This window comes from Arthrobacter sp. SPT-J7, from assembly GCF_059089965.1.
In genome coordinates this window covers 199247-219535 of sequence record NZ_JBNHFF010000005.1, presented here as the reverse complement: position 1 = coordinate 219535, position 20289 = coordinate 199247, and the positions used below count along the sequence as shown (strand labels likewise).

The 20289-nt window shown below is 66.5% G+C and carries 18 protein-coding genes and 1 riboswitch; of the genes, 9 read left to right on the top strand and 9 right to left on the bottom strand.

Translation table 11 applies throughout. The features are described 5' to 3' along the window. The first annotated feature begins 110 nt into the window (after nt 1-110). Nucleotides 111-241: riboswitch (SAM riboswitch) on the top strand. A gap of 29 nt (nt 242-270) precedes the next feature. Beyond that, nucleotides 271-627, top strand: coding sequence for a hypothetical protein (locus AC5RWX_RS10630; protein WP_494097414.1), 357 nt, complete (start codon nt 271-273; stop codon nt 625-627). Nucleotides 628-1242: 615 nt separating this feature from the next. Here AC5RWX_RS10630 and AC5RWX_RS10625 read toward each other — a convergent pair. The 7 genes from AC5RWX_RS10625 to AC5RWX_RS10595 all read right to left on the bottom strand — a co-directional run bounded on the left by AC5RWX_RS10625 (nt 1243) and on the right by AC5RWX_RS10595 (nt 6463). Further along, nucleotides 1243-1803, bottom strand: a complete 561-nt coding sequence (locus AC5RWX_RS10625; RefSeq protein WP_493944775.1) for a Dps family protein — start codon at nt 1801-1803, stop codon at nt 1243-1245. Nucleotides 1804-1928: 125 nt separating this feature from the next. Continuing rightward, on the bottom strand, nt 1929-2732 hold the full coding sequence (locus tag AC5RWX_RS10620) for a TspO-related membrane protein (protein WP_494097413.1): 804 nt from the start codon (nt 2730-2732) through the stop codon (nt 1929-1931). Between the two features lie 60 nt (nt 2733-2792). Next, entirely contained in the window at nt 2793-3509 is a 717-nt protein-coding gene (locus AC5RWX_RS10615; protein ID WP_493942345.1) for an anti-sigma factor, read from the bottom strand. Continuing rightward, nucleotides 3496-4068, bottom strand: coding sequence for an RNA polymerase sigma factor (locus tag AC5RWX_RS10610; RefSeq protein WP_494097412.1), 573 nt, complete (start codon nt 4066-4068; stop codon nt 3496-3498). Before AC5RWX_RS10610 ends, AC5RWX_RS10615 begins: the two co-directional genes overlap by 14 nt. 67 nt (nt 4069-4135) lie before the next feature. Continuing rightward, entirely contained in the window at nt 4136-4852 is a 717-nt protein-coding gene (locus AC5RWX_RS10605; protein ID WP_494097411.1) for a class F sortase, read from the bottom strand. A 133-nt stretch (nt 4853-4985) separates the two neighbouring features. After that, complete coding sequence (locus AC5RWX_RS10600; protein ID WP_494063216.1) at nt 4986-5807, bottom strand: DUF4397 domain-containing protein; 822 nt, start codon at nt 5805-5807, stop codon at nt 4986-4988. Nucleotides 5808-5917: 110 nt separating this feature from the next. Further along, a complete protein-coding gene (locus AC5RWX_RS10595) occupies nt 5918-6463 on the bottom strand; it encodes a dihydrofolate reductase family protein (RefSeq protein ID WP_494097410.1) in 546 nt (181 codons plus the stop codon). Nucleotides 6464-6654: 191 nt separating this feature from the next. Here AC5RWX_RS10595 and AC5RWX_RS10590 point away from each other — a divergent pair, with 191 nt between their 5' ends. The 5 genes from AC5RWX_RS10590 to AC5RWX_RS10570 all read left to right on the top strand — a co-directional run bounded on the left by AC5RWX_RS10590 (nt 6655) and on the right by AC5RWX_RS10570 (nt 14395). Then, on the top strand, nt 6655-7170 hold the full coding sequence (locus AC5RWX_RS10590) for a DUF6328 family protein (RefSeq protein ID WP_494097409.1): 516 nt from the start codon (nt 6655-6657) through the stop codon (nt 7168-7170). A gap of 175 nt (nt 7171-7345) precedes the next feature. Continuing rightward, on the top strand, nt 7346-8839 hold the full coding sequence (locus AC5RWX_RS10585) for a peptide MFS transporter (protein ID WP_494097408.1): 1494 nt from the start codon (nt 7346-7348) through the stop codon (nt 8837-8839). Nucleotides 8840-8924: 85 nt separating this feature from the next. After that, nucleotides 8925-10430, top strand: coding sequence for an SDR family oxidoreductase (locus AC5RWX_RS10580; protein WP_494097407.1), 1506 nt, complete (start codon nt 8925-8927; stop codon nt 10428-10430). Between the two features lie 11 nt (nt 10431-10441). Next, complete coding sequence (locus AC5RWX_RS10575; RefSeq protein ID WP_494097406.1) at nt 10442-10900, top strand: hypothetical protein; 459 nt, start codon at nt 10442-10444, stop codon at nt 10898-10900. A 744-nt stretch (nt 10901-11644) separates the two neighbouring features. Further along, nucleotides 11645-14395: a coiled-coil domain-containing protein gene (locus AC5RWX_RS10570; RefSeq protein ID WP_494097405.1), complete on the top strand. Its 2751-nt coding sequence runs from the start codon at nt 11645-11647 to the stop codon at nt 14393-14395. Between the two features lie 565 nt (nt 14396-14960). Here AC5RWX_RS10570 and AC5RWX_RS10565 read toward each other — a convergent pair. Together AC5RWX_RS10565 and AC5RWX_RS10560 are read right to left on the bottom strand one after the other, a co-directional pair. Further along, nucleotides 14961-15878 carry a cache domain-containing protein gene (locus AC5RWX_RS10565; protein ID WP_494097404.1) on the bottom strand — a complete coding sequence of 306 codons (918 nt, stop codon included), beginning with the start codon at nt 15876-15878 and terminating at the stop codon, nt 14961-14963. Further along, nucleotides 15875-16663, bottom strand: a complete 789-nt coding sequence (locus tag AC5RWX_RS10560) for a winged helix-turn-helix domain-containing protein (protein WP_494097403.1) — start codon at nt 16661-16663, stop codon at nt 15875-15877. The genes AC5RWX_RS10565 and AC5RWX_RS10560 overlap by 4 nt, the downstream gene beginning before the upstream one ends. A 182-nt stretch (nt 16664-16845) precedes the next feature. Here AC5RWX_RS10560 and AC5RWX_RS10555 point away from each other — a divergent pair, with 182 nt between their 5' ends. The 3 genes from AC5RWX_RS10555 to AC5RWX_RS10545 all read left to right on the top strand — a co-directional run bounded on the left by AC5RWX_RS10555 (nt 16846) and on the right by AC5RWX_RS10545 (nt 20281). Next, the gene (locus AC5RWX_RS10555) at nt 16846-17913 is read left to right on the top strand and encodes an ABC transporter ATP-binding protein (RefSeq protein ID WP_494097402.1); all 1068 of its coding nucleotides are present in this window, start codon (nt 16846-16848) and stop codon (nt 17911-17913) included. Between the two features lie 46 nt (nt 17914-17959). Further along, nucleotides 17960-19156, top strand: coding sequence for an extracellular solute-binding protein (locus AC5RWX_RS10550; protein ID WP_494097401.1), 1197 nt, complete (start codon nt 17960-17962; stop codon nt 19154-19156). A gap of 195 nt (nt 19157-19351) precedes the next feature. Continuing rightward, on the top strand, nt 19352-20281 hold the full coding sequence (locus AC5RWX_RS10545) for an ABC transporter permease (protein ID WP_494097400.1): 930 nt from the start codon (nt 19352-19354) through the stop codon (nt 20279-20281). Nucleotides 20282-20289: the final 8 nt, after the last annotated feature.

Here is a 20289-nt window from a genome sequence, read left to right as displayed (position 1 = left end):
ACATAGGGCTGTAACGTGCGCCACGGATACCAGTGCGACGGGGCGCTGGGCCGACCTCGGGCTATGTGCTTACGGATTTTTGTCCGAGGCGGTCACTATGCTGAAGACAGCTTCACGAGATGCGCGCCGCCCTCCGGCAAGAGGGCAGATGCTCCGACATGGCCGCACACCAACCCCAACCTCACGGGTGGTTCGGATGACGAAGCGGTCCGTCTCCAACTGGAGCGGGCAAGAGCGTCCGCCGTGGCGGAGTGTGGAAAAGGAACTGACGTGGCCAGCTATGAAAACCGAGCCGATGACGAACCCCAGACCAAAACGGAACGGTGCGCGGTGTTCCTGCCGGGACACAAAGTCCATTGGGTCCAGATCCGGAAGGCGCTCAAAGAGGATGTCGGAATTCCAGTGACCGTTCGTCTGGAGGTGGATGGGAAAGTGCACCTCTTCGACGCTGGGGAGGAACAACTTTGCTGGCACCACGACACCGCGGACATCGCGGAGGCGCTGGCTCTCCCCTGCGGAGACATCAAGTGGTACGAGCAGGTGAGATTACTGACAATCGAGACGATCGTGGACCAGCGGTCCTTCTCCTTGGGCTGGGTTGGCGTGGCATCGGAGTGCCGGTCTTAGCCCGAACACGCCGGCGCCGAGCGTCTAACGGCGCGCTTCCGCGTCTGTCGGGGCGGGGACGCCTCAATTGCCTGCCGCTTCGAGGTTGGCAAGATACCGGCGAAACCGCCAGGAGTCGGCAAAAAAGATCGGCTTCGCCCGGCCACGCCAGGGCCTAGGATGCGGGGGGGGGAGGGCCCAAATGGCCCCGCCGCATTAAGCCCTCCCCCGAGGCAAAACCCGGGCGCTCCGGATACCAGTCGGTTCCGCCGACCAAGGTGACTGCGAAATGGTGGAAGGACACCGGCCGCTGGGAATGCGGTTCAGCCGCGGCTGAACCGTGCGGCGGATTCAACCGGCCCGCCGACTGCGTCAGGTCGACGGCGCCCGCACGGCGTCCGTCGTCCACGCGGCAGCATCAAACGGGCGCCGGCCGATTCCGCCACGAACACGACCCACGTTGTTCCCGCGCGCAGCTCCTCCCCAACCGGTGCGAAGAGGCGACCGCATCGTGGTGCGGTTCCACCGCCCGGGCCCGTGAACCTTCTGCCGACAAGGGCCCGGCAGCGCCCCACGCCAGGTGGTGCTGCTGCCGGGCCCTGAAGGCGTTGTTAATTATCAGAGCGTGCGGCCCGGCTACTTGGTCTTCTCGGCGGCGCCCTTTTCCGTCTTCTCTCCGCCGGAGGCCAGTTCGCCGGCGCTGTTCTCCAGGTGGGCCCGCATGAACCACTGGAAGAGTTCCAGTTCGGCGGTCTGGCCGATCAGCAGGTCCTCGGTGACCGGGTCGATTTCACCGACGGTCTCGATGGCCTCGCGGTGCGCGCCGACCACTCCGTTGTAGACCACGTCCAGTGCGGCGAGATGCTCGGCGGTGCCGGCACGGTGGATGTCGTAGTCGTCCCAGCTGCGTTCCTTAACCAGGGCACCGGGCAGCCCGTTCGGGGAGACGCCCAGGGTGGCAATCCGCTCGGCGACGGCGTCGATCATTGCGCGGACCTTTTCGATCTGCGGATCGAGCATTTCGTGGACTCCGATGAAGTCCCGGCCCACCACATTCCAGTGGGCGTGCTTGAGGGTCAACTGCAGGTCATTGAGCGCGTGGAGCCGCTGCTGCAGGATTTTTGCGACCTTTCGGCCGTCTTCCAGCTTGAGGCCGGGAACTGTGTAGCTTGCCTTGGATCCGGTCGTTTCCGCCATGAGAAACCTCCTTGCTCGGCGATGCCGCTTGTCGGCATCCTGCTGTTTTCCAACCTAGCTGCGAACCTTGTAAACGTCCCGCTGGGCGACGTTTCGTCAGCCAAGGGCGAAATTCAGCAGGCTTACTAATCGCGAGCGCCGCCACCCACGAGCACTCGGCTGACAATCGCCGCGAGCAGCACCACCACAGCGCAAATTCCTGCGGCGATCGCGGTGCCCTGGTCGACCAGTCCGCCGTCGAGCCGACCGACGGCGATCCAGGCCAGGCCCCAACTGGTGGCCAGCGCCGGGGCAAACCGGCCTCTGCTGTACACCGCGGTGCCAACACCGACTGCCGTTGCCAGAGCGAGCACGACCGAAGACAGCAAGGTCACCGGAAGACCTAAGCCGTCCACGCCCGACGCTGCGAAGACGGCCCCGGCATTGGCCACCGTGGCCACGGTTACCCAGCCCAGGTAGAGGCCGAAGGTTCCGTCGACAATGAATGCATCCAGTCTCCCGTCCGGCAACGTGTCGACCAGCAGCACCAGGACGCGCGCCAGCACGGCCAGCAGCATGACGATGACGGCCAGGCTGATGATCAACAGTCCGGCCTGCACCACCCAGATCCACGCGGCGTTCAACAGCATGGAGGCCACCGCCCAGGGGCGCAGCTCAGCCTGCCGGCCGGACCGCCGCTGGGCCGGCAGCAATTGCCAGACCGCGTACGCGAGCAGTCCGAGGTAGATGACGGACCAGATCCGGAAAGCCGGCGCGGCCGGAGCCAGCGGCGTGGAGTCTTCGTTCAGCCAGCCGTCTGCCGCCTGCTGGATCGGGGTTCCGATCACTACGCCGCTGCCCATGAAGGCGGCAACAATTGCCAACAAGGAGCTGACCAGCACCAGTATCGGGACGGCCAGCCCGGTCCGGATCTCCGTTCGTTGCTGCATGCTTCCTCCGGCCCTCGTCGGTGTTCCCGCTGCCAGGAAAAGTCCACCGTGGAATATCGTTTAGGTTCCTAGCCGGCCACGAACGATGCTCACGGTGGAGTGAGCCGGGTTTCCGTCCACTGGCTCGTCGGAGACATCCACAATGGGGAACTTGGACAGGTCCAGGCCTTCGGGGATCGGGAATCTGCCGCTGTCCGAGTCCATCACGCCGAGGCTGACCAACCCTGACAGATCGGGAGCTATCAGCCACACTTCCTGATATCCCCGGGCCTCGTTGGCGCTCAGGCTGATGTCCAGTTCCCTGATGCCGTTAGTCTCCACCACCCGCGCCGTACCGGTGGCGGTGTACTGCTTCAACGGCTCCAGATTTGTTTGCGCCAAAATATCTGCGCTGCGGTTGATGCTCCAGGACACACCGATGACTGCCAGGAGCACCACGGCGGCCGCGGCGGCCAACCAGGCGGGCAGATTCCGGATCCGCGCGCGTCTCCGGGAGGGCAGGCTGCGGACAGTTGCTGAACCGCCGGCCCCGCGCAGCGGATCTTCCGCGAGGTCCGGAGAAAGCCCCAGTTCACGGTGGATGGCCTGCCAGACGTGCGGCCCCGGTGCCTGAAGTTCCGGATCGGGGTCGGCTTTCGCTGCGGTCACGGCGCGGCGGAACGCCTGGTACTCCTCGGCACACTGGACGCAGGTTCGGAGGTGGTCCCGGTCTGATTGGTCGCCCATGGTGTTGTCCAGCGCGAGCAAGCTGATCAACTCCGGATCAAGGTGCTGCATGGTCAACCTCCAATCGGCGTCTCAAGTGCTGCAAACTGCGATGAATGTGACTCTTGACGGTACCAAGCGGCAGATCGAGCCGGCGTGAAATCTGCTCGTGCGTCAGATCTTCATAGAAAGCCAGGCGCATGATGGAACCCTTGGGTTCCCCGAGCCGCTCCAACTCTCCGTCCAGCACCAACCTGTCTGCCAGCGTTTCCGGGGAATGCGCGTCTTCGGCATAAACGGGGTCAGGCAGCACCGCCGAAACAGCACGGACTTTGCGGTCCTCTCGGGCAGAGGACGACTGCGCATCGGCGATCACTCGGCGGGTGATCCCCACAATCCAGGCCGGCAGTCTGCCCAGCGTCGGGTCAAAGCCTTCCCGCAGGCGCCAGGCCCGGATGAAGACTTCCTGTGTGACGTCGTCCGCGGCCGCCTGATCCCGCAAGGCTCGGGAAGCCAAAGTGCGCACCAGGGGCGCCAAGTGACGGTAGGCGTCGGCGATGGCCGACTCCTCGCCGGCGGCGAAGGCGACATCGATGCTGCTATCCCAAGCGTCGAAAGGAGGAGGTGCCAAGCCTGCGTCCTTCCGGTCGTCGGGAGGGGAACCTACCCCGCAGACTGGTGCTGAAGGGCCGGAAAAGTCAGTCAGGAACCGCTGTGACAACCACATTGTGGCTGTAATCCTGCCGTGCGTCCAGCCACTGGCCGCCGCACGTGACCAGCTTTAGCTGCGGTTTTCCGTCCCGACGGAACACGGCCGCCGCATCGAATTCGTCCTTATTCATCAGTTCCACTTTCGTGACCCGGTATGTGAGGGCCCTGGCGTCCGCGCGTTCCACGGAGATGCGCGTGTTCGACGGCAGCTGCCTGAGTTCGGCAAAGGGAGCCAACCCAGACAGCGTGTCAACGTGAGCCGCTATCACCGCGGTTCCGGTCGGATCCCCCGGTGCCGGACCGTGGCGGTACCAGCCGGCCTGGTCAACGGAATCAGGAATTTCCATCGCATTGCCGGCAGCAATACCGACCGCGACCACGCTGACATCAATCGAGGTGCCGGCCACCACCAGCCGGGTGGGCGGAGTTTTCTTGCGTGCCGTCGCGGGCAGTGCCCGGTGAACAGGGACGGCCGCCGGGTCCGGAATCACCGAAGCCTCGGGCACGGCGGAGGACGCCGGCGCTTTGCCGTCCGGTGGAGTCCCTGCGTTCGCCTGGCCTTCGGCCGCGGCCGCGCTGTGCGAAACCGCCGGTGTGGGCGGGACTCCTTGGGCGGACTGCGGGGCAGCGCATCCGGCAGCCCAGATCATGACCGCGCTGAGCAGCAACCCGGCGCGGGCCGCCGTCGTCGTTCTCATGGACATGATTCCTACTGGGAAGGGTGCGTGAGTGCGGGAAGCAGGAGGCGTGCTTCCCCCGCTTCCGGCCCGGGCCTGAAGCGGGGGAAGCCGGTGGCGCCCCGGGCAAGGAACCACCGGCTTCGGAAACCCGCTGCAGCTAATCGTTGGCGCGAACCGTCAGCTTGCGGCGGGTGAATGCGCCGGCGCCGAGGAGCAACAGGAGAGCCCCTCCGGCGACTGCGGCGCTGGTGTAGTCCGGGCTTGTTTCGGCCGCAGCTCCGGACCGGCCTCCCGGTACCGCGCCCGGAGCCGAATTCAGCCCTTCAATGTTTTGCACGGCCAGCGCGAGGTTGCCGTCCTTGAGGCTGCCCCAGGCGTAGACGATCGTCTGGGTGCCTTCCATGACCGTCACGTCGGCCGGGCCGATCACCGGCTCGGTGGTTCCAGCGGCAGCGACCGAGGCCGAGATGGTTCCCGGGTCAAGCGTGAGGGTCTGTTCGTCCGGATTCGACAGATCCTTAATCACCGCCGAACCGCCGGCCAAGACGTCCACGGCGGGTGCGGCAGCGACGTGGCGCACCGTGAGCTTGCCCTTCCCTGCCTCAATCCTGGAGACGTCGTTAGTGAACAGGTTGGCGGTGGGCTTCCCGTCGGCGTCCAGGTTGGCGACCGCCGTGTAGTTGCCGCCCGACTTCAACTGGACGTCCACGGGACCAATAGCCGGGTTGTCCGCGTTTTGGGCGTCCGAGGCTGTAATGGCGAGGGTGTAATCGCCCGCGGGCAGCGCCAGCGGCCCGGCCAGGTTGCCGGGGGCAAAGTCATCGAGTGTCCGCTCACCGTTGACCCAAACATCGACGGTCAGGCCCGGCACGCCGTGCAGGACCGAGAGCTGGGCGTCCTGGTCGGCTGCCTGGGCCGGAGCTGCCGCTCCGAGCGCCAGAAACCCCAAGGCGGAAACTGTCATGATGCTCTTGCGCATGTGATCTCCTTCAACGGCCCGGCTGCACCAGGCTGTGGCTGCTTACACCCCTACTACTGGCCGGGCCGCGCGTTTAGATGCACGCTCATGGAGATTTTTTTGGCGGGGCTTCAAGACGCCGGCCCCAGAACCTTGTAGGTGGCGCAGATGAAGGACCTGTTGCGCGCCACCTCCGTGAGTTCCAGGTCAAACTTGCGCGGGAACAGCGGGCGGCCGGAGCCCACCGTGGCTGGCGCGATCGAGAGGACCAGCTCGTCCAGCAGTCCCGCCTCGGCGAACTGGCCGGCGAGGTCCCCACCGCCCACCACATAGATGTTCTTGCCGGCGGCCGCGGCCGCTAGGGCGGCATGGACAGGCTGAATGTCTCCCTGCGCAAAGCGGATGTCCGCGCCCTCGACACCGGGCAATTGGGCATGCGAGAGGACCCAGACGGGTACCTGGAACGACCATGGTTCCTGCGACGCCAAAAGGTGTTCGCGGACCCACTCATATGTTGTCCGGCCCATCACCACCGCCCCGACTCCGCTGATGAAATCGTCGTAGCTGTTCGGGCCGGCACCGTCGATGTCCTGCTTGAACAGCCAGTCCAGCGAGTCGTTTTCATCCGCGAGGTACCCGTCCAGGGTGGTGGCGGTGAAGAAGATGGTGCGGGTCATGGGGGTTCCTCCCGAAACGGTGACGAGTCGAGCAGCTCCGGCAGCCGGCCCGCGGTCCTGACCGGTCTGACAACAGTGTGCCGGAAGGGTGCTCCCCTGCCCATGGTCGGCGACCGTTCGGGCATGGGGAGGGCACCGCCGTCGTGCTTTTGCCGCGCGCGACGGGCCGCGGGAGACGCTAAGTTTTAGCTATGGCTACAGATGAACGAGTGAACGCAGACTCAAGGGGTCGCAACGAGACTTTCGAAGAAAAGTTGGACCGCAACTGGAATGAACTGCTGCAGGAATTGCGGGTCATGCAGACCGGCGCGCAGATCATCACGGCGTTCCTGATGACGCTTCCGTTCCAGAGCAGCTTCGAAGACCTGGCCCCGTATCAGGTGGGCCTGTACATCGGGCTGCTGGTGCTGGCGGCGCTGATGACCGGCCTGATCCTCACCCCGGTGGCAATCCACCGGCGACTGTTCGGACTGCACCTCAAGGACGCCACGGTGGCGCACGGGCACCGGATCGTGAAGATCGCAGTGATGGGCATTGGGCTGCTGGCCACCGGCTGCGTGGCGTTCATTGTGGATGTCATCGCCGGGGATGCGCTTGCCCTGGCGATCGGTGGCGGGGTACTGCTGGTGATGGTCTTCCTGCTGTGGATCCTGCCGCGCGTGCTGCAGCACGGGCTGAACAACGGCGGAGCAGGCACCGACAGCTGACGTCCGGCGCGCGCGGCGCTTCTGCAGCCCGGGCGCCCGGCGCGCGGGACGGAGCGGAGCGCGCCCCGGCGCTTCTGCCGTCGGCGCGCGCCCGGCCGTTCCGGCCTAAAGCGGGGCTCCCCCTTACGGCTGTTGAACCCGTGACAGGCTTCCGCCCGAGTGGAAGCATGGCCGCATGAGCATTCCATCAGAACCGGCTCCTCCGGCCGGAGCCCGCACTGATGAGCGTGGGCCGGAAGGCAAGACGTTCTTCGGCCAGCCGCGGATGCTGGCCAACCTGTTCAGCGTGGAACTGTGGGAGCGCTTCTCCTTCTACGGCATGCAGGTGGTGGTGCTGCTCTACATGTACTTCGAGGTGGCCGACGGCGGGCTGGGCATCGACGAGGCCACCGCCACCGGCATCATCGGTGCCTACGGCGGCACGGTGTACCTGTCCACGATCGCCGGCGCCTGGGTAGCGGACCGGCTGCTGGGCTCTGAACGGACGCTGTTCTACAGCGCCATCATGATCATGCTGGGGCACATCTCGCTGGCGCTGATTCCGGGGATCCCGGGGCTGGCGGTCGGCCTGATCCTGGTGGCCTTCGGGTCCGGCGGGCTGAAGGCCAACGCCACCTCGCTGGTGGGTTCGCTGTACGCGCTCGACGACGACCGCCGGGATGCGGGCTTCTCCATCTTCTACATGGGTGTGAACATCGGCGCGCTGTTCGGGCCGCTGCTGACCGGCCTGACCCGGGACACTTTGGGCTTCCACTTCGCGTTCGGGCTGGCCGCGATCGGCATGGCGATCGGGCTCACCCAGTATGCGCTGACCCGCAAGAACCTGCCGGAGGAATCGCACCAGATCGCCGACCCGCTGCCCCGGAGCAAGGTGCCGGTGGTGGCCGGCACCATCGCGGTGGTGCTGGTCCTGATTGTGGTGGCGGTGCTGACCGGAGTGGTGAACGCCGGAAACCTGGCCACGGTGGTGGCATTGATAGCGGTGGCCGCGGCGATTTCCTACTTTGTGGTGATCCTGTCCAGCAAGCACATCAATGAAACAGAACGACGGCGGGTGCTCTCCTTCATCCCGATGTTCATCGCCAGCGCGGCGTTCTTTTCCATGTTCCAGCAGCAGTTCACCGTCGTGACGCTGTACTCCGACCAGCGGCTGGACCGCACCATTTTCGCCTGGGAGATGCCGATCGAGTGGGTGCAGTCGATTAACCCGGTCTTCATCATCCTGCTGGCCCCAATCTTCGCCGCGGTGTGGACCCGGCTGGGTCCGCGGCAGCCAATCACACCGGTGAAGTTCGCCGTCGGGCTGGCCATCATGGGGCTGGCCATCCTGGCGTTCATCCCGCTGGCCGGCGGCGGCCCGAACACCACTCCCCTGCTGGCGATGGTGGGGATCCTGCTAATGTTCACGCTCGCCGAGCTGTTCATCTCCCCGGTGGGCCTGTCGCTGTCCACCAAACTGGCCCCGCACATTTTCCGCACCCAGATGGTGGCGCTGAACTACCTTTCGGTGTCGCTGGGCACGGCGCTGTCCGGTGTGCTGGCCGGCTTCTACAATCCGCAGAACGAAGTCCCCTACTTCGGCGCGATCGGCCTGGTGGCGCTGGTGCTGGCGGTGGCGCTGTTCCTGGCCGCGAAGCCGATCAAGAGCCTGATGGGCGGGGTGCACTGAGCGTGGCGGCGGCGGATTCCATGTGTGCCCGTCCGGGCGGCGGGCGTGGTTGGCGGGCTGGCTCTCGTGACAGCGTGGCGGCGCCGTGGTGACGCCACAGCGGGTGCTGGTCACCGGTGCCACCGGATATATTGGCGGCCGGCTGGTGCCGCGGCTGCTGGCGCGCGGGTACGAGGTCCGCGTGCTGGTCCGCTCACCCGGCAAGCTGGCGGCGGTGCCGTGGCACGACGACGTGGACATTGTGGCCGGGGACCTGGCCGATGAGGACGATGTCCGGCGGGCCTGCGCGGATGTTCAGACCTTCTTCTATCTGGTGCACTCGATGGCCTCCGGGACCGACTTCGAAGAGCGCGAGCTGGCCATGGCGCGCACCGTCGCTGCCGCCGCCGCGGCTGCCGGAGTGCAACTGATCGTCTATCTGGGCGGTCTGCATCCCGAGAATGTTGAACTCTCCCGCCACATGCGCTCGCGCGCCGCCGTGGGCCGAGCGCTGCTGGAAGGCCAGGTGCCCGCGGCAGTCTTCCAGGCCGGCGTCGTGATTGGCTCCGGTTCCGCGTCCTTCGAGATGATCCGGCACCTGTCCGAAAACCTGCCGCTGATGCCCGCGCCCAGTTGGGTACGGCGCACCGTGGAGCCGATAGCCATCCGCGATGTGCTGCACTATCTGGAACGCGCGCCGGAGCTCCCGGCCGGGCTGAACCGCACGTTCGACATTGGCTCACGGGAGCGGCTGACCTATGCGGGACTGATGTACGGGTACGCGCGTGAAGCAGGACTGGCGCGGCGGCTGATCTACGCTTTGCCGATCCCTGCTCCCGCGCTCGCCGGCTGGTGGGTGGCGCTGACCACGCCGATCCCGCATGCCATGGCGGTGCCCCTGGTCCAGTCCCTGCAGCATGATGCCGTGTCAGCCGAGCACGACATTGACCGCTACATCCCCCCGCCCGACGGAGGACTGACGGGTTACCGCCGTGCGGTGAAGCTGGCGCTGGGGAAGATGGCCACCGGCGAGGTGGAAACCAGTTGGACCAACGCGTCGAACGCCCCGCCATCGGACCCGTTGCCCAGCGACCCTGAGTGGGCGGGCCGCACGGTGTTCGTGGACAAGCGGGAACGCGGGTCCAAGGTTCCCGCCGAGGACGTCTGGCAGGTGATCCAAGGGATCGGCGGAGCGAACGGCTGGTATTCGTGGCCCGCGGCATGGGCGATCCGCGGCGTGCTGGACAAACTGGTGGGCGGCGCCGGACTCACCCGCGGCCGCCGGCATGCCGGCCGGCTCGGCGTCGGCGATGCCGTGGACTGGTGGCGGGTGGAAGCCATCGAAGATGGAACCGAGCGCCGGCTGCTCCGGCTGCACGCGGAAATGAAGGTGCCCGGGCAGGCCTGGCTGGAACTCTCGGTGGCCGCCAAAGACGGCGGCAGCGTGTACCGCCAGCGCGCCATCTACTTCCCCAGCGGACTCTCCGGCAAGCTCTACTGGTGGCTGGTCCTGCCGTTCCACGGCCTGATTTTCCCGTCCATGGCGCGCAACATCATCCGCCGGGCAGCCATGCCCGGGCAAACTGCTGACGCCGCGGCCAACGTCCGCTAAATTGACGGAGTATGAACCCCGACGACGGCCCATTTGAACGCTACCGGCGCCCCGAGTGGCTCGACGACGCCACGGTGGAGGCCTTGGGCAAGCTCTCCGAGGCGTTGGAAGTAATCGAGCAGGCCCGCGGGTTCCTCTACGCGTTCCACCGGCTCACCGGCGAGGCCGACTTTGCCCTGGGCGAGGCCGTGGAGTTGCTGCGCAAAGCCGGACACCACGAACTGGCCGAGCAGATCGACGAGGAGATGGTGGGCCGGAACGTCATTGAGGGGCACTGGACCTTCCAGATCATCGACGAATACGACGAGATCTACTACGGCCCCTTCAAGGAGCTGGAGCGGCAGGCTCGCGAGAAGCTGGCCGGCGGCCGCAAGCACCTGTTCGAAGCCGAGATGAAGGAAGACCGGCGCACCCACGGGCTAAAGAACCATGAGGCAAAAGCCCCCAGCCTGCGCGACCTCGACCCCTGACCGGCGGCCGGCTTCCGGGCGGCAGTACGCGTTGTGAAGAGGCCCGACACCGCCAAAAGGGGATGATCGGAGCCCTCCCTCGCTCGTGGGTCCGCCAATTCATTGGCTTGGTGGAAATCGGGGCAATCATCAGTAAGCATGCCATCCGACTCGAGAATTATTCGAAGCATGCGGCCTTTTTGGTCGCCCCGTAAAGGGCCGGGCGAGAAGTCGCTGAGCCCCCGAATCCTTTGCGGGCGTCGCGGACGTACGCGACGACGCGGAAATATCTTTTCCGGGCGTGGCGAATTCCGGCAGGTTCTGCCCGCCGCCTCACGCAGCCTGCCCGCTGCATGCGTGCAGACAGCCCTTAACGGCCTCGTTGAGCGCCCCTCCGGGCGGCATTTTCCTAATCGATCACGAAATATGGATTTCCTTGATTAATTCAGTCAATTTCTTGAGGTTGATCTGCTTATCCTCGATTTCCCGCGGCTTTTGCTCAATTTTCAACAACCTGCTGAAAATTGTCTAACTCCCTTTGATCCGGCGCCGATACCGCTGATAGAGAAGGTCAAAGACCGGTTGAAACCGGGCGTCAAAAGCCGCCCGCTATGCCACTGGGGCCTGCTCCCGAAGGTTTTGAAGGACCACCCCTTCCTGGACTGGCAATGCGGGGCTTGATCACTGACCGGATCGGGCCACTCCCCGCGTTCCCGCCCACTGACCCTCGGCCACGTCATTCCTCTTCACATATTGGAGTACCTCTTGAATTTCACCTCGCCCAAACGCAACCGGGCCGCTCTGGCGGTCGCCTCGTTCGCCACCCTGGCCTCGCTCGCACTGACCGGCTGCGGTTCCGCTGCCGGTACGGCTGCGGGACCGGGCGCCGCCCCTGCGGTGCCCAGCATCCAACTGGCGGGGTACTCAGACCCGACGAACCAGGCGATTACCGCCTCGCAGGCGAAGGCCGCCCAGAGCGCGGCGGCAGCGAAGAAGGCGGCAGCCGCGAAGGCGTCGGCAGATGCAGCGGCAAAGACCAAGACGGTCGCAGATAAAACGGCCGCTGACGCAAAGACCGCGGCCTCCAAAGCGACGAAGGCCAAGACGGCCGCGGACGAGAAGCTGAAGAAGGCCCAGACCGCCGCCAAGAAGGCCTCGGCCAAGTCCAAGGCCGCAGCAGAGAAGGCAGTCAAGGCGGCCAAGGTCGCCTCCGAAAAGGCCGTGAAGGCAGCCAAGGCGGCTGCAGCGAAGGTGGAAGCAACCAAGGCGGCTGCGGACAAGGCAGCCAAGGCCAAGGCAGCAGCGGACAAGGCAGCCGCAGCCCAGAAGGCCGCCGCCGAGAAGGCAGCGTCGGAGGCCGCGACCGCAGCTGCTAAGGCTGCCACCCTAAAGGCTGCCGAGGACAAGGCCGCCGCCGACAAGGCCGCCGCCGAGGCCAAGGCTATTGCTCAAAAGGCCGCCGCGGACAAGGCCGCCGCAGTGAAGGCCGCCGCCGAAGCCAAGGCAGAACAGGCCGCAGCAGACAAGGCAGCTGCCGAGGCCAAGGCAGCAGCGGACAAGGCTGCCGCCGATCTTGCCGCTGCCGACAAGGCCACCGCGGAGGCCAAGGCCGCCGCTGAAAAAGCCGCCGCCGACAAAGCCGCCGCCGACAATGCTGCCGCCGAAGCCAAGGCCGCCGCCGAGAAGGCCGCCGCAGACCTTGCCGCTGCCGAGCAGACCGCCAAGGATGCCGTCGCCTACCGCGGCGCGGTGACCGCCCTGTTCAAGGCGGAGAAGACCGTCGCCGATGCGGAGGCAGCTGACGCCGATGCGAAGGTAGTCGTAGCCACCAAGGAGGCTATCCTCAACGTCGCCAAGGCAGACGCCGCGCCGGCGCAGTCCGCCAAGGACGCTGCCGATGCCGCCGTGGCCGATGCCCAGGCCGCTTACGACGCCGCGGTCGCAACCCACGAAGCCGCTCAGAAAGCCACCGGCGCCGCCCAGACCAAGCTCGCCGGGGCCGACGCCCTGATCAATACCCTGAGCGACCGCATCAGCGCCAACGTGACCAAGAAGGCAGGACTGCAGGGGCAGACCGCAGGCCTGCAGAGCAACCTCACCGCGGCCGGTGCCAGCCTGGCTGACGCCAGCGCCGATCTGGTTGACGTCCAGGCCGTCCTGACCGGCGCACAGGCGGCCGCCACTGCCGCTGCCAACACCCAGGCCGCCGCCGAGCTGGCCCTGGCAAATGCCAAGGCAGCCCTTGAAGCGGCCACCCCGACCGCCGAAGAACTCAAGGCAGTCACCGAGGCGAAGGCTGTCCTCGACGCCGCCCAGGCAGCTTCGACCGCATCGGCCAATGCCCTGGCCCAGGCGACGGAGGACCTGAATAAGGCCAAGGACGAGGCCAGGACCCTGACCGCGGCCAAGGCCGCTAAGCAGGCCGAGGTCGACACCGCAGCGGCGGCTGTCGGCACCACGGCGCAGGCCTTGACCGACGCCCAAGCGGTAGCTGTCATAGCCGATGCCGACGTCGTAACCAAGGCAGGCGTGAAGGCCGCTGCTACGACGGCCTACGACGCCGCGCAGACCGCCAAAGCCAACGCGAAGACGGCCTACGACGCCGCGGTTCTAGCAGAGGCAGACGAGTCTGTCATCGACGGTCTAGCGGCCGATCTGCAGAAGGCCTCGGATAACTTGGTGACGGCTTCGAGTGACCTGCAGGCTGCGACGACCGCCCACAGCAACGCTGTGACGGCCGCCAGTGATGCCCGCGCGGACGTCACGGCAAAGCAGACCGCCGCGAACGACGCGGTCGCCCTCAAGGAAACGCGCGAAGGCGAGCTGGCGGCACTTGCGACCCAGCTGACCGGCGGCCAGGACAAGGTCACTGCTTTGACCTCCGCACAGCAGGCCGCCAACACGACCGCCGCCGCTGACGCCTTGGCCCTCTCCAACGCCAGGGCTGCGCACAAACTAGCGGTTGACGCAGCCGACCTCGACCCGGCCCTCGAGACGGCTGTTAAGGAAGCACAGGCAGCGCTGGCCACGGCCAAGGCGGCTGTAGAGGCTGCGGCTGAGGACCTCGCCGAGGCCCAGGGCGACGTCGCGTCGGCCGAGGACGCCGTCGAGGACGCCTCGGACGCCCGTGACGCGGCCCAGGCCGCACTGAAGGCCAACCAGGATGCCATCACCGGCGCCCAGAACGACATCGATCGTGACACGGCCGCCCAGGCAGACGTCCAGGCAAGCCGCCCCGGGCTGGCCACCGAACTGGGGAACCTGCAGCTGGCGGAGCAGGGCGCCCTAACCCTGGTCGGCGCCAAGGACGCGGACCTGCAGACCGCCGAGGGCGCACAGGACGCGGCCGCACTGGTTCTGGCGCCGTTCGCCCAGGCCCGGGACGCCGCCGGTGCCGCATACGCGTCCGCCATCGCCTCCGCCAACGCGGCTTCCGCCGCGCTGACGAAGGCGAACACTGATCTGGTTGCAGCCAACGATTTGGTGGACACGCTAGCCAAGAAGCTGGGCCTCTAACACCGCCAGCTTCAGCCACAGAAGCGCCCCGGCCGCCTGGCCCGGGGCGCTTCTGCCTGCTCCCAGCAGTTATGCGTCAGCAGCTTCCCCAACAATTCACCAGCGATGAAGCTGTTACGTGACCGGCTGAAAACCAAGGACTTTGGCAACTCAGTTCGTGGGCTGGAAGACGCGCGTGATCACCTTCAACGTGAACCTCGACCCGCCGCTGGCCGCCGTTCGGCACCGTGCCCGTTGTCGCTGCGGCGCGGGGCCGCAACCTGAACCGCGGTGGCCTGGTGGCTTGGACATGACGCCACCCTAGTGGCGTGTACAGTGGGCGCCGCATTGGCTGAAGAAGGGCGAGCATTCCTCATGCTTGCGCGGAGAGACGCCTACAGTTCCGCCCCTCGAGCGGACCAGCGCCAGTTTTGCTTACCATCCGGGAGCAATGTGGCGCATCCTGTACGCACATCTTCCGAGGCGTGCTTGCGGAACGGGCTTTCGGAATGAGGCCTGCAGGATAGGACGGGTTAGCAGGGTCAGACGGGCCGGGGCTACGCGGGCCAGGAGCAGAGCTGACGGGCTAGCCCTCCGGGTACACAACCGCCAGCGGCAGCTGGCCGCAGCCCAGCACGACGAGCTTGAGTCCGGTGTATCGGTCGCCGCGGGGCAGAACTGTCCGAGGTGCGGCGGGGCGAGGAGGGACTGCCCCGCCGCCGGCGGACGCCTCCGCTGTGCCCGCCCCGGCCAGCGCGACAGGCACAACCTGCTCATCCGGCACGGACTGCACGTCCGGCGCGGCCTGCCCCTCCGGCACGGCTTTCCCGTCCCGGCCAGCATCCTCGCCCGGCACGGGCTGCACGGCCCCCGGCGCCAGCAGTGTTCCGGCCGCCAGTTGTGCGTCGGCAGAGACCACCACGCGGCCGACATGGTTGACCAGGGCTGCGGCGGGGTGCACTTTCTTCAACGCCGGCAGCAGCAGTGGTTCCAGTGATTCGACAAAGACATCTGCGCCTGCCACGCCGACTTTTCGTCCCCCGGCTGCCACCGGGACCGTCATCGTCACGGTGTATTCGTCGGTGCAGAGGAAGTCCACATAGGGTCCGGTCACGTGCGGCAGGCCGGTCTCCATCGGCTTGGTGAACCACTCGCGCCGCATGTAGGCGTCCGACGCCGAGGCCAGGGCCGGCAGCACTAGCCGCTCCATGGTTTCGCCCTGCCACCACGCCATGTGCCAGGCCGCGTCGGCCACCACCTGGTCGGCGGCTACAAAGCCGGCGCCCACCACGGGCCACTCTCCGCGCTGCACCAGTGCTGCGGCCAGCGGCTGCATGGTGGTGGTGACCCGCTTGCCACTTGGTGGCCTCAGCGGATCGGCAAAGAGGCCGGCCAAAACCGGCACCCAGCCGGCCACCTCGGCCAGGATCTCATCGAAGAAGCCGGTGACATCGGCGAGCGGCTCCGCGTGACGTCCTGCAGCCAGTTCGGCCAGTGAGCTCATCCCGTTCTCCTTTGAGCGGTAGCGGACGTGGGTTGGTCGGCAGGCCGGTCGGTCAGCCTGGCATGTTCATCGATCAGTGCAGCGAGGCCGGTTTGGATCTGGGCCGTCACTGTTTCGCGGGCTGCCGCAGCATCAGCTGCGGCGACCGCGTCGGCGATACGCTCGCAGAATGTCACCATCGCTGCGTCGAACTCGTCGTCCTCATGCAGCAGCGACATCAGCGATCCAAAGTCTTTGTAGAGCCGGACGAACTCCCGGGTCAACCGTGCCGACTGACTTAAGGCCGCCAGCTCCAAGAGGAATTCGCCGACCACGGCACCGCCCAGTCCCGACGGGTGGGAACCGTGCAGGATCCGTCGCAGCGCCTCGGCGTCGTCGGCATCGGCAAATTCCGCTGCCAGTTCGGCCGCAGTCGCGGCAATGGCCCGGTAGTGGATGGCCAGATCGCGCAGCTCCACCCGGCTCATGCGGCCCAGCCGTCCGCGGACCAGCTCCGCACGCCGGCCCGTGGGGACGGTGATGAAGGTTCCGCCCTCGCGGCCCCGTCGAGTCGCCACCAGGCCCCGGGAACGCAGCCCCACCAGTGCTTCCCGGGCGGTCACGGTTGCCACACCCATTGACGAAGCCAGCTCGGCCTCGCTGGGTAGCCGGTCGCCGTCGGCTAATACGCCGGCGGCAATCCCCTCCACGATCCGGTCCTCGACGCGCTGCGCTTTGCCGCCCTCGCCGAACGGCGCGAAGACCGCGGCGAGCAGGCGCTGGCGGGGTGGGGAGTCCTTGGGCATGCGGTAAATCCTTCCAGACGGACCGTCCGCTCATCGGTCTGACGTGGCGAGGCCTGCCGCTCCGAAGGGTCCGTAACAGAAACTTACCCGATGTGACCGGCTTTACATTTATCCTCTGCTTTCATAGGTTAACGCAAGACGATGTAACCGGCACCACATCAGCCTCTTGAAAGGATCCAGCCGTGCAAGCCACAGCCACCTCCGCCACCACCGTCCCGGACGGCACGGCGGACACCGCTATCCCGGCCATCTCCCTGCGGCGGGTCGTGAAGAGCTTCGGCGACTTCACCGCCGTTCAGGGACTCGACCTGGACATCCAGCAAGGCGAATTCTTCTCGCTGCTGGGCCCCTCAGGGTCCGGCAAGACCACCGTCCTGAGGATGATCGCCGGCTTCGAGCTGCCGACCTCCGGCCGGATCGATCTGGCTGGACGAGAGGTCACGCGCAAGGCGCCCTTCGAACGCGACGTCAACACAGTGTTCCAGGACTACGCGCTCTTTCCGCACCTCAGCGTGGCGCAGAACGTGGAATACGGGCTCAAGCTGCGCAAGACACCGCGGACCGAGCGCCGCAAGCTGGTGGCCGAGGCGCTGGAGATGATCCGCCTGCCGCAGGTGGCCGACCGGCTTCCCTCGCAACTCTCCGGCGGCCAGCGTCAGCGCGTAGCCCTGGCCCGTGCCTTGGTCCTGCGCCCGCAGGTACTGCTGCTGGACGAACCGCTCGGTGCCCTGGACAAGCAGCTCCGCGAACAGATGCAGGTGGAGCTAAAACAGATCCAGCGCACCGTGGGCATCACGTTCGTCTTCGTCACCCACGACCAGGAAGAGGCGCTCACGCTCTCGGACCGGGTGGCCGTGTTCAACGACGGCGTGGTGGAGCAGGTCGGCACGCCGGAGGATCTGTACGAACGCCCCGGGAGCCGGTTTGTTGCGTCCTTCCTGGGCAACACCAACCTGGTGGAGGGCGCCCTCGCCAAGCAGCTCACCGGGTCCGAGGCACTGCTGAGCATCCGGCCGGAACGGATCCACGTCCGCCAGCTGGAGGAGCCGGTGGATACCGACGGTCTCTCCACCGTGGAAGCGGAAATCGAGGAGATCATCTACACCGGTCCCGCCACCCGTTACGTGGCGCGCACCGCCGGCGGGCAGAGCCTGATTGTCCAGGAGCAGAACGATTCCCGCGCCTCCGGCGCCCAGCGCGGCGACCGGGTCCGGCTCCAGTGGTCCACCCGCTTCAACTACACCGTCTAGACCTGCACCACCCGCACCAACTACGCACCTGAAGGAAAGGCACTCCATGAAGATCACCAAGGCACTGCCGCTCGCGGCACTCGCCTCGCTCTCGCTGGTCCTGGCCGGCTGCGGCGGTTCAGCTCCCGCTTCGTCCGCCGGAGGCATCGAAGTACCGGACATTCCCGCGGCCACCGAGGTGGGCGCGTCGGAAGGCGAAGTCAACATCATCGCCTGGGCCGGCTTCGTCGAAGACGGCTCCACCAACCCCGACGCCGACTGGGTCACCGAGTTCGAGAAAGAAACCCAGTGCAAGGTCAACCGCAAGGTTGGCGCCACCAGCGACGAGATGGTCCAGCTGATGCGCACCGGTGAATACGATCTGGTCTCCGCCTCCGGCGACGCCTCGCTGCGCCTGATTGCCGGCGGCGATGTGGCCCCGATCAACACGGACCTGATCCCGAACTTCGGCCACATTGTGGACGGCCTGAAGGGCCAGATCTACGACACGCTGAACGGCAAGAGCTACGGCGTCCCGATCGGCCGCGGCGCCAACGTCCTGATGTACAACACCGAAGACGTGCCGGAGGCACCGGGCTCGTGGGAAGCCACCTGGGACCCGAACAGCGAGTACGCCGGCAAGATCATGGCCTACGATTCGCCGATCTTCATTGCCGACGCCGCGGTGTACCTGATGGCCACGCAGCCGGACCTCGGCATCACCAACCCGTACGCGCTGGACCAGGACCAGCTGGCCGCCGCGGTCGAGCTGCTTAAGTCGCAGAACAAGATTGCCGGCGAGTACTGGAACGACGCGCTGAAGGCGGTCTCCTCGATCTCCTCCGGCACCGCCTCGCTGGGCACCGGCTGGCAGGTCATCGTCAACATTGCCCAGGCCGACGGCGGCAAGGTCGACTCCGTGCTGCCGAAGGAAGGCGCCACCGGCTGGTCCGATACCTGGATGCTCTCCGCGAAGTCCAAGAACCCCAACTGCGCCTACCAGTGGATGGACTGGGCGTCCTCCGCCGAAGTGAACGCCAAGATCGCGCAGAACTTCGGCATGGCTCCGGCCAACGCGCTGGCGTGCGAAGGCTCCAAGAAGAACGAGGAGCACTGCGCCACGTACCACGCCACGGACGAGGACTACTACAAGCAGGTGTGGATGTGGACCACGCCGGTAGAGCAGTGCATTGACGGCCGCACCGACGTCACCTGCACCAACTACCAGGAGTGGACCAAGGCCTGGACCGAGGTCAAGGGCTAGTCCTCCCCCAGCAGCCCACGCAGAGGCAGGGGCACGGCGCGCGGTGAGCACCGCCGTCGTACCCCTGCCCTGGAGGCTTTCTCCCCGCACGACGGCGGTGCCCCGCCGACCGTGCGCACCACACCTTGATCAGCGCCGCACCTGATGAACACCGCATCTGAAGGAGGAACGGCGGCCAGTCCGCCGGAAACCGCCATGGCAGCACCCACGATCGAACCGGAGGCCGAAGCTGGCAGCGTCCCGGCGCCCGGCAGCACGCGCAGCGGAATGGGCGACAGGCTCTCCCGGCTGCTCTATGCGCGGCCCAAACTGCGGCTGACCGCACTCCTCACCCTGCCGCTGGCCTGGCTGGGCGTGCTGTACATCGGATCCCTGATCCTGCTGTTCATCACCGCGTTCTGGACCACGGACACCTTCACCTCGAAGGTGATTCCCGGGTTCACGCTGGAAAACTTCATTGAGATCCTCACCGTGCCGGCCTACCAGCTGACTGCACTGCGGACCATCGGCATCGCGCTGGCCGTGACCGTGCTGTGCGCGGTGCTGGCGCTGCCGCTCGGTTTCTACATGGCCAAAGTGGCCTCGCCGCGGATGCGGGCCGTGCTGGCCATTGGCATCACGCTGCCGCTGTGGGCCGGGTACCTGGTGAAGGTCTTCTCCTGGCGCATCACGTTCATGAGCGGCGGCCCGCTGGACTGGTTGCTGGCGCCGCTGGGCATGACCGGGCCGGGCTATGGCACCACGGCGCTAGTCATCACGCTGGCCTACCTGTGGTTCCCCTATATGGCCGTCCCGGTGTACTCGGCCTTCCGCCAGATTCCGGACAACCTGTTCGACGCTTCCTCCGACCTGGGCGCGAAGGCTTGGTCCACGGTCCGTACGGTGGCCATCCCGCTGTTGAAGCCGGCGTTCATTGCCGGATCCATCTTCACGTTTTCGCTGAGCCTGGGCGACTACATTGCCGCGCAGTTCGTGGGCGGGAAGACGCAGGTGATCGGAACCGTGATCGCCTCCAACATCAACCTCAATCCGCCGCTGGCCGCCGCGTTCGGCACCGTGCCCATTGTGGTGGTTGTCCTGTATCTCTTCCTGGCCCGCAAGTCCGGCGCCCTCAAGCAGCTTTAGGAACTTCA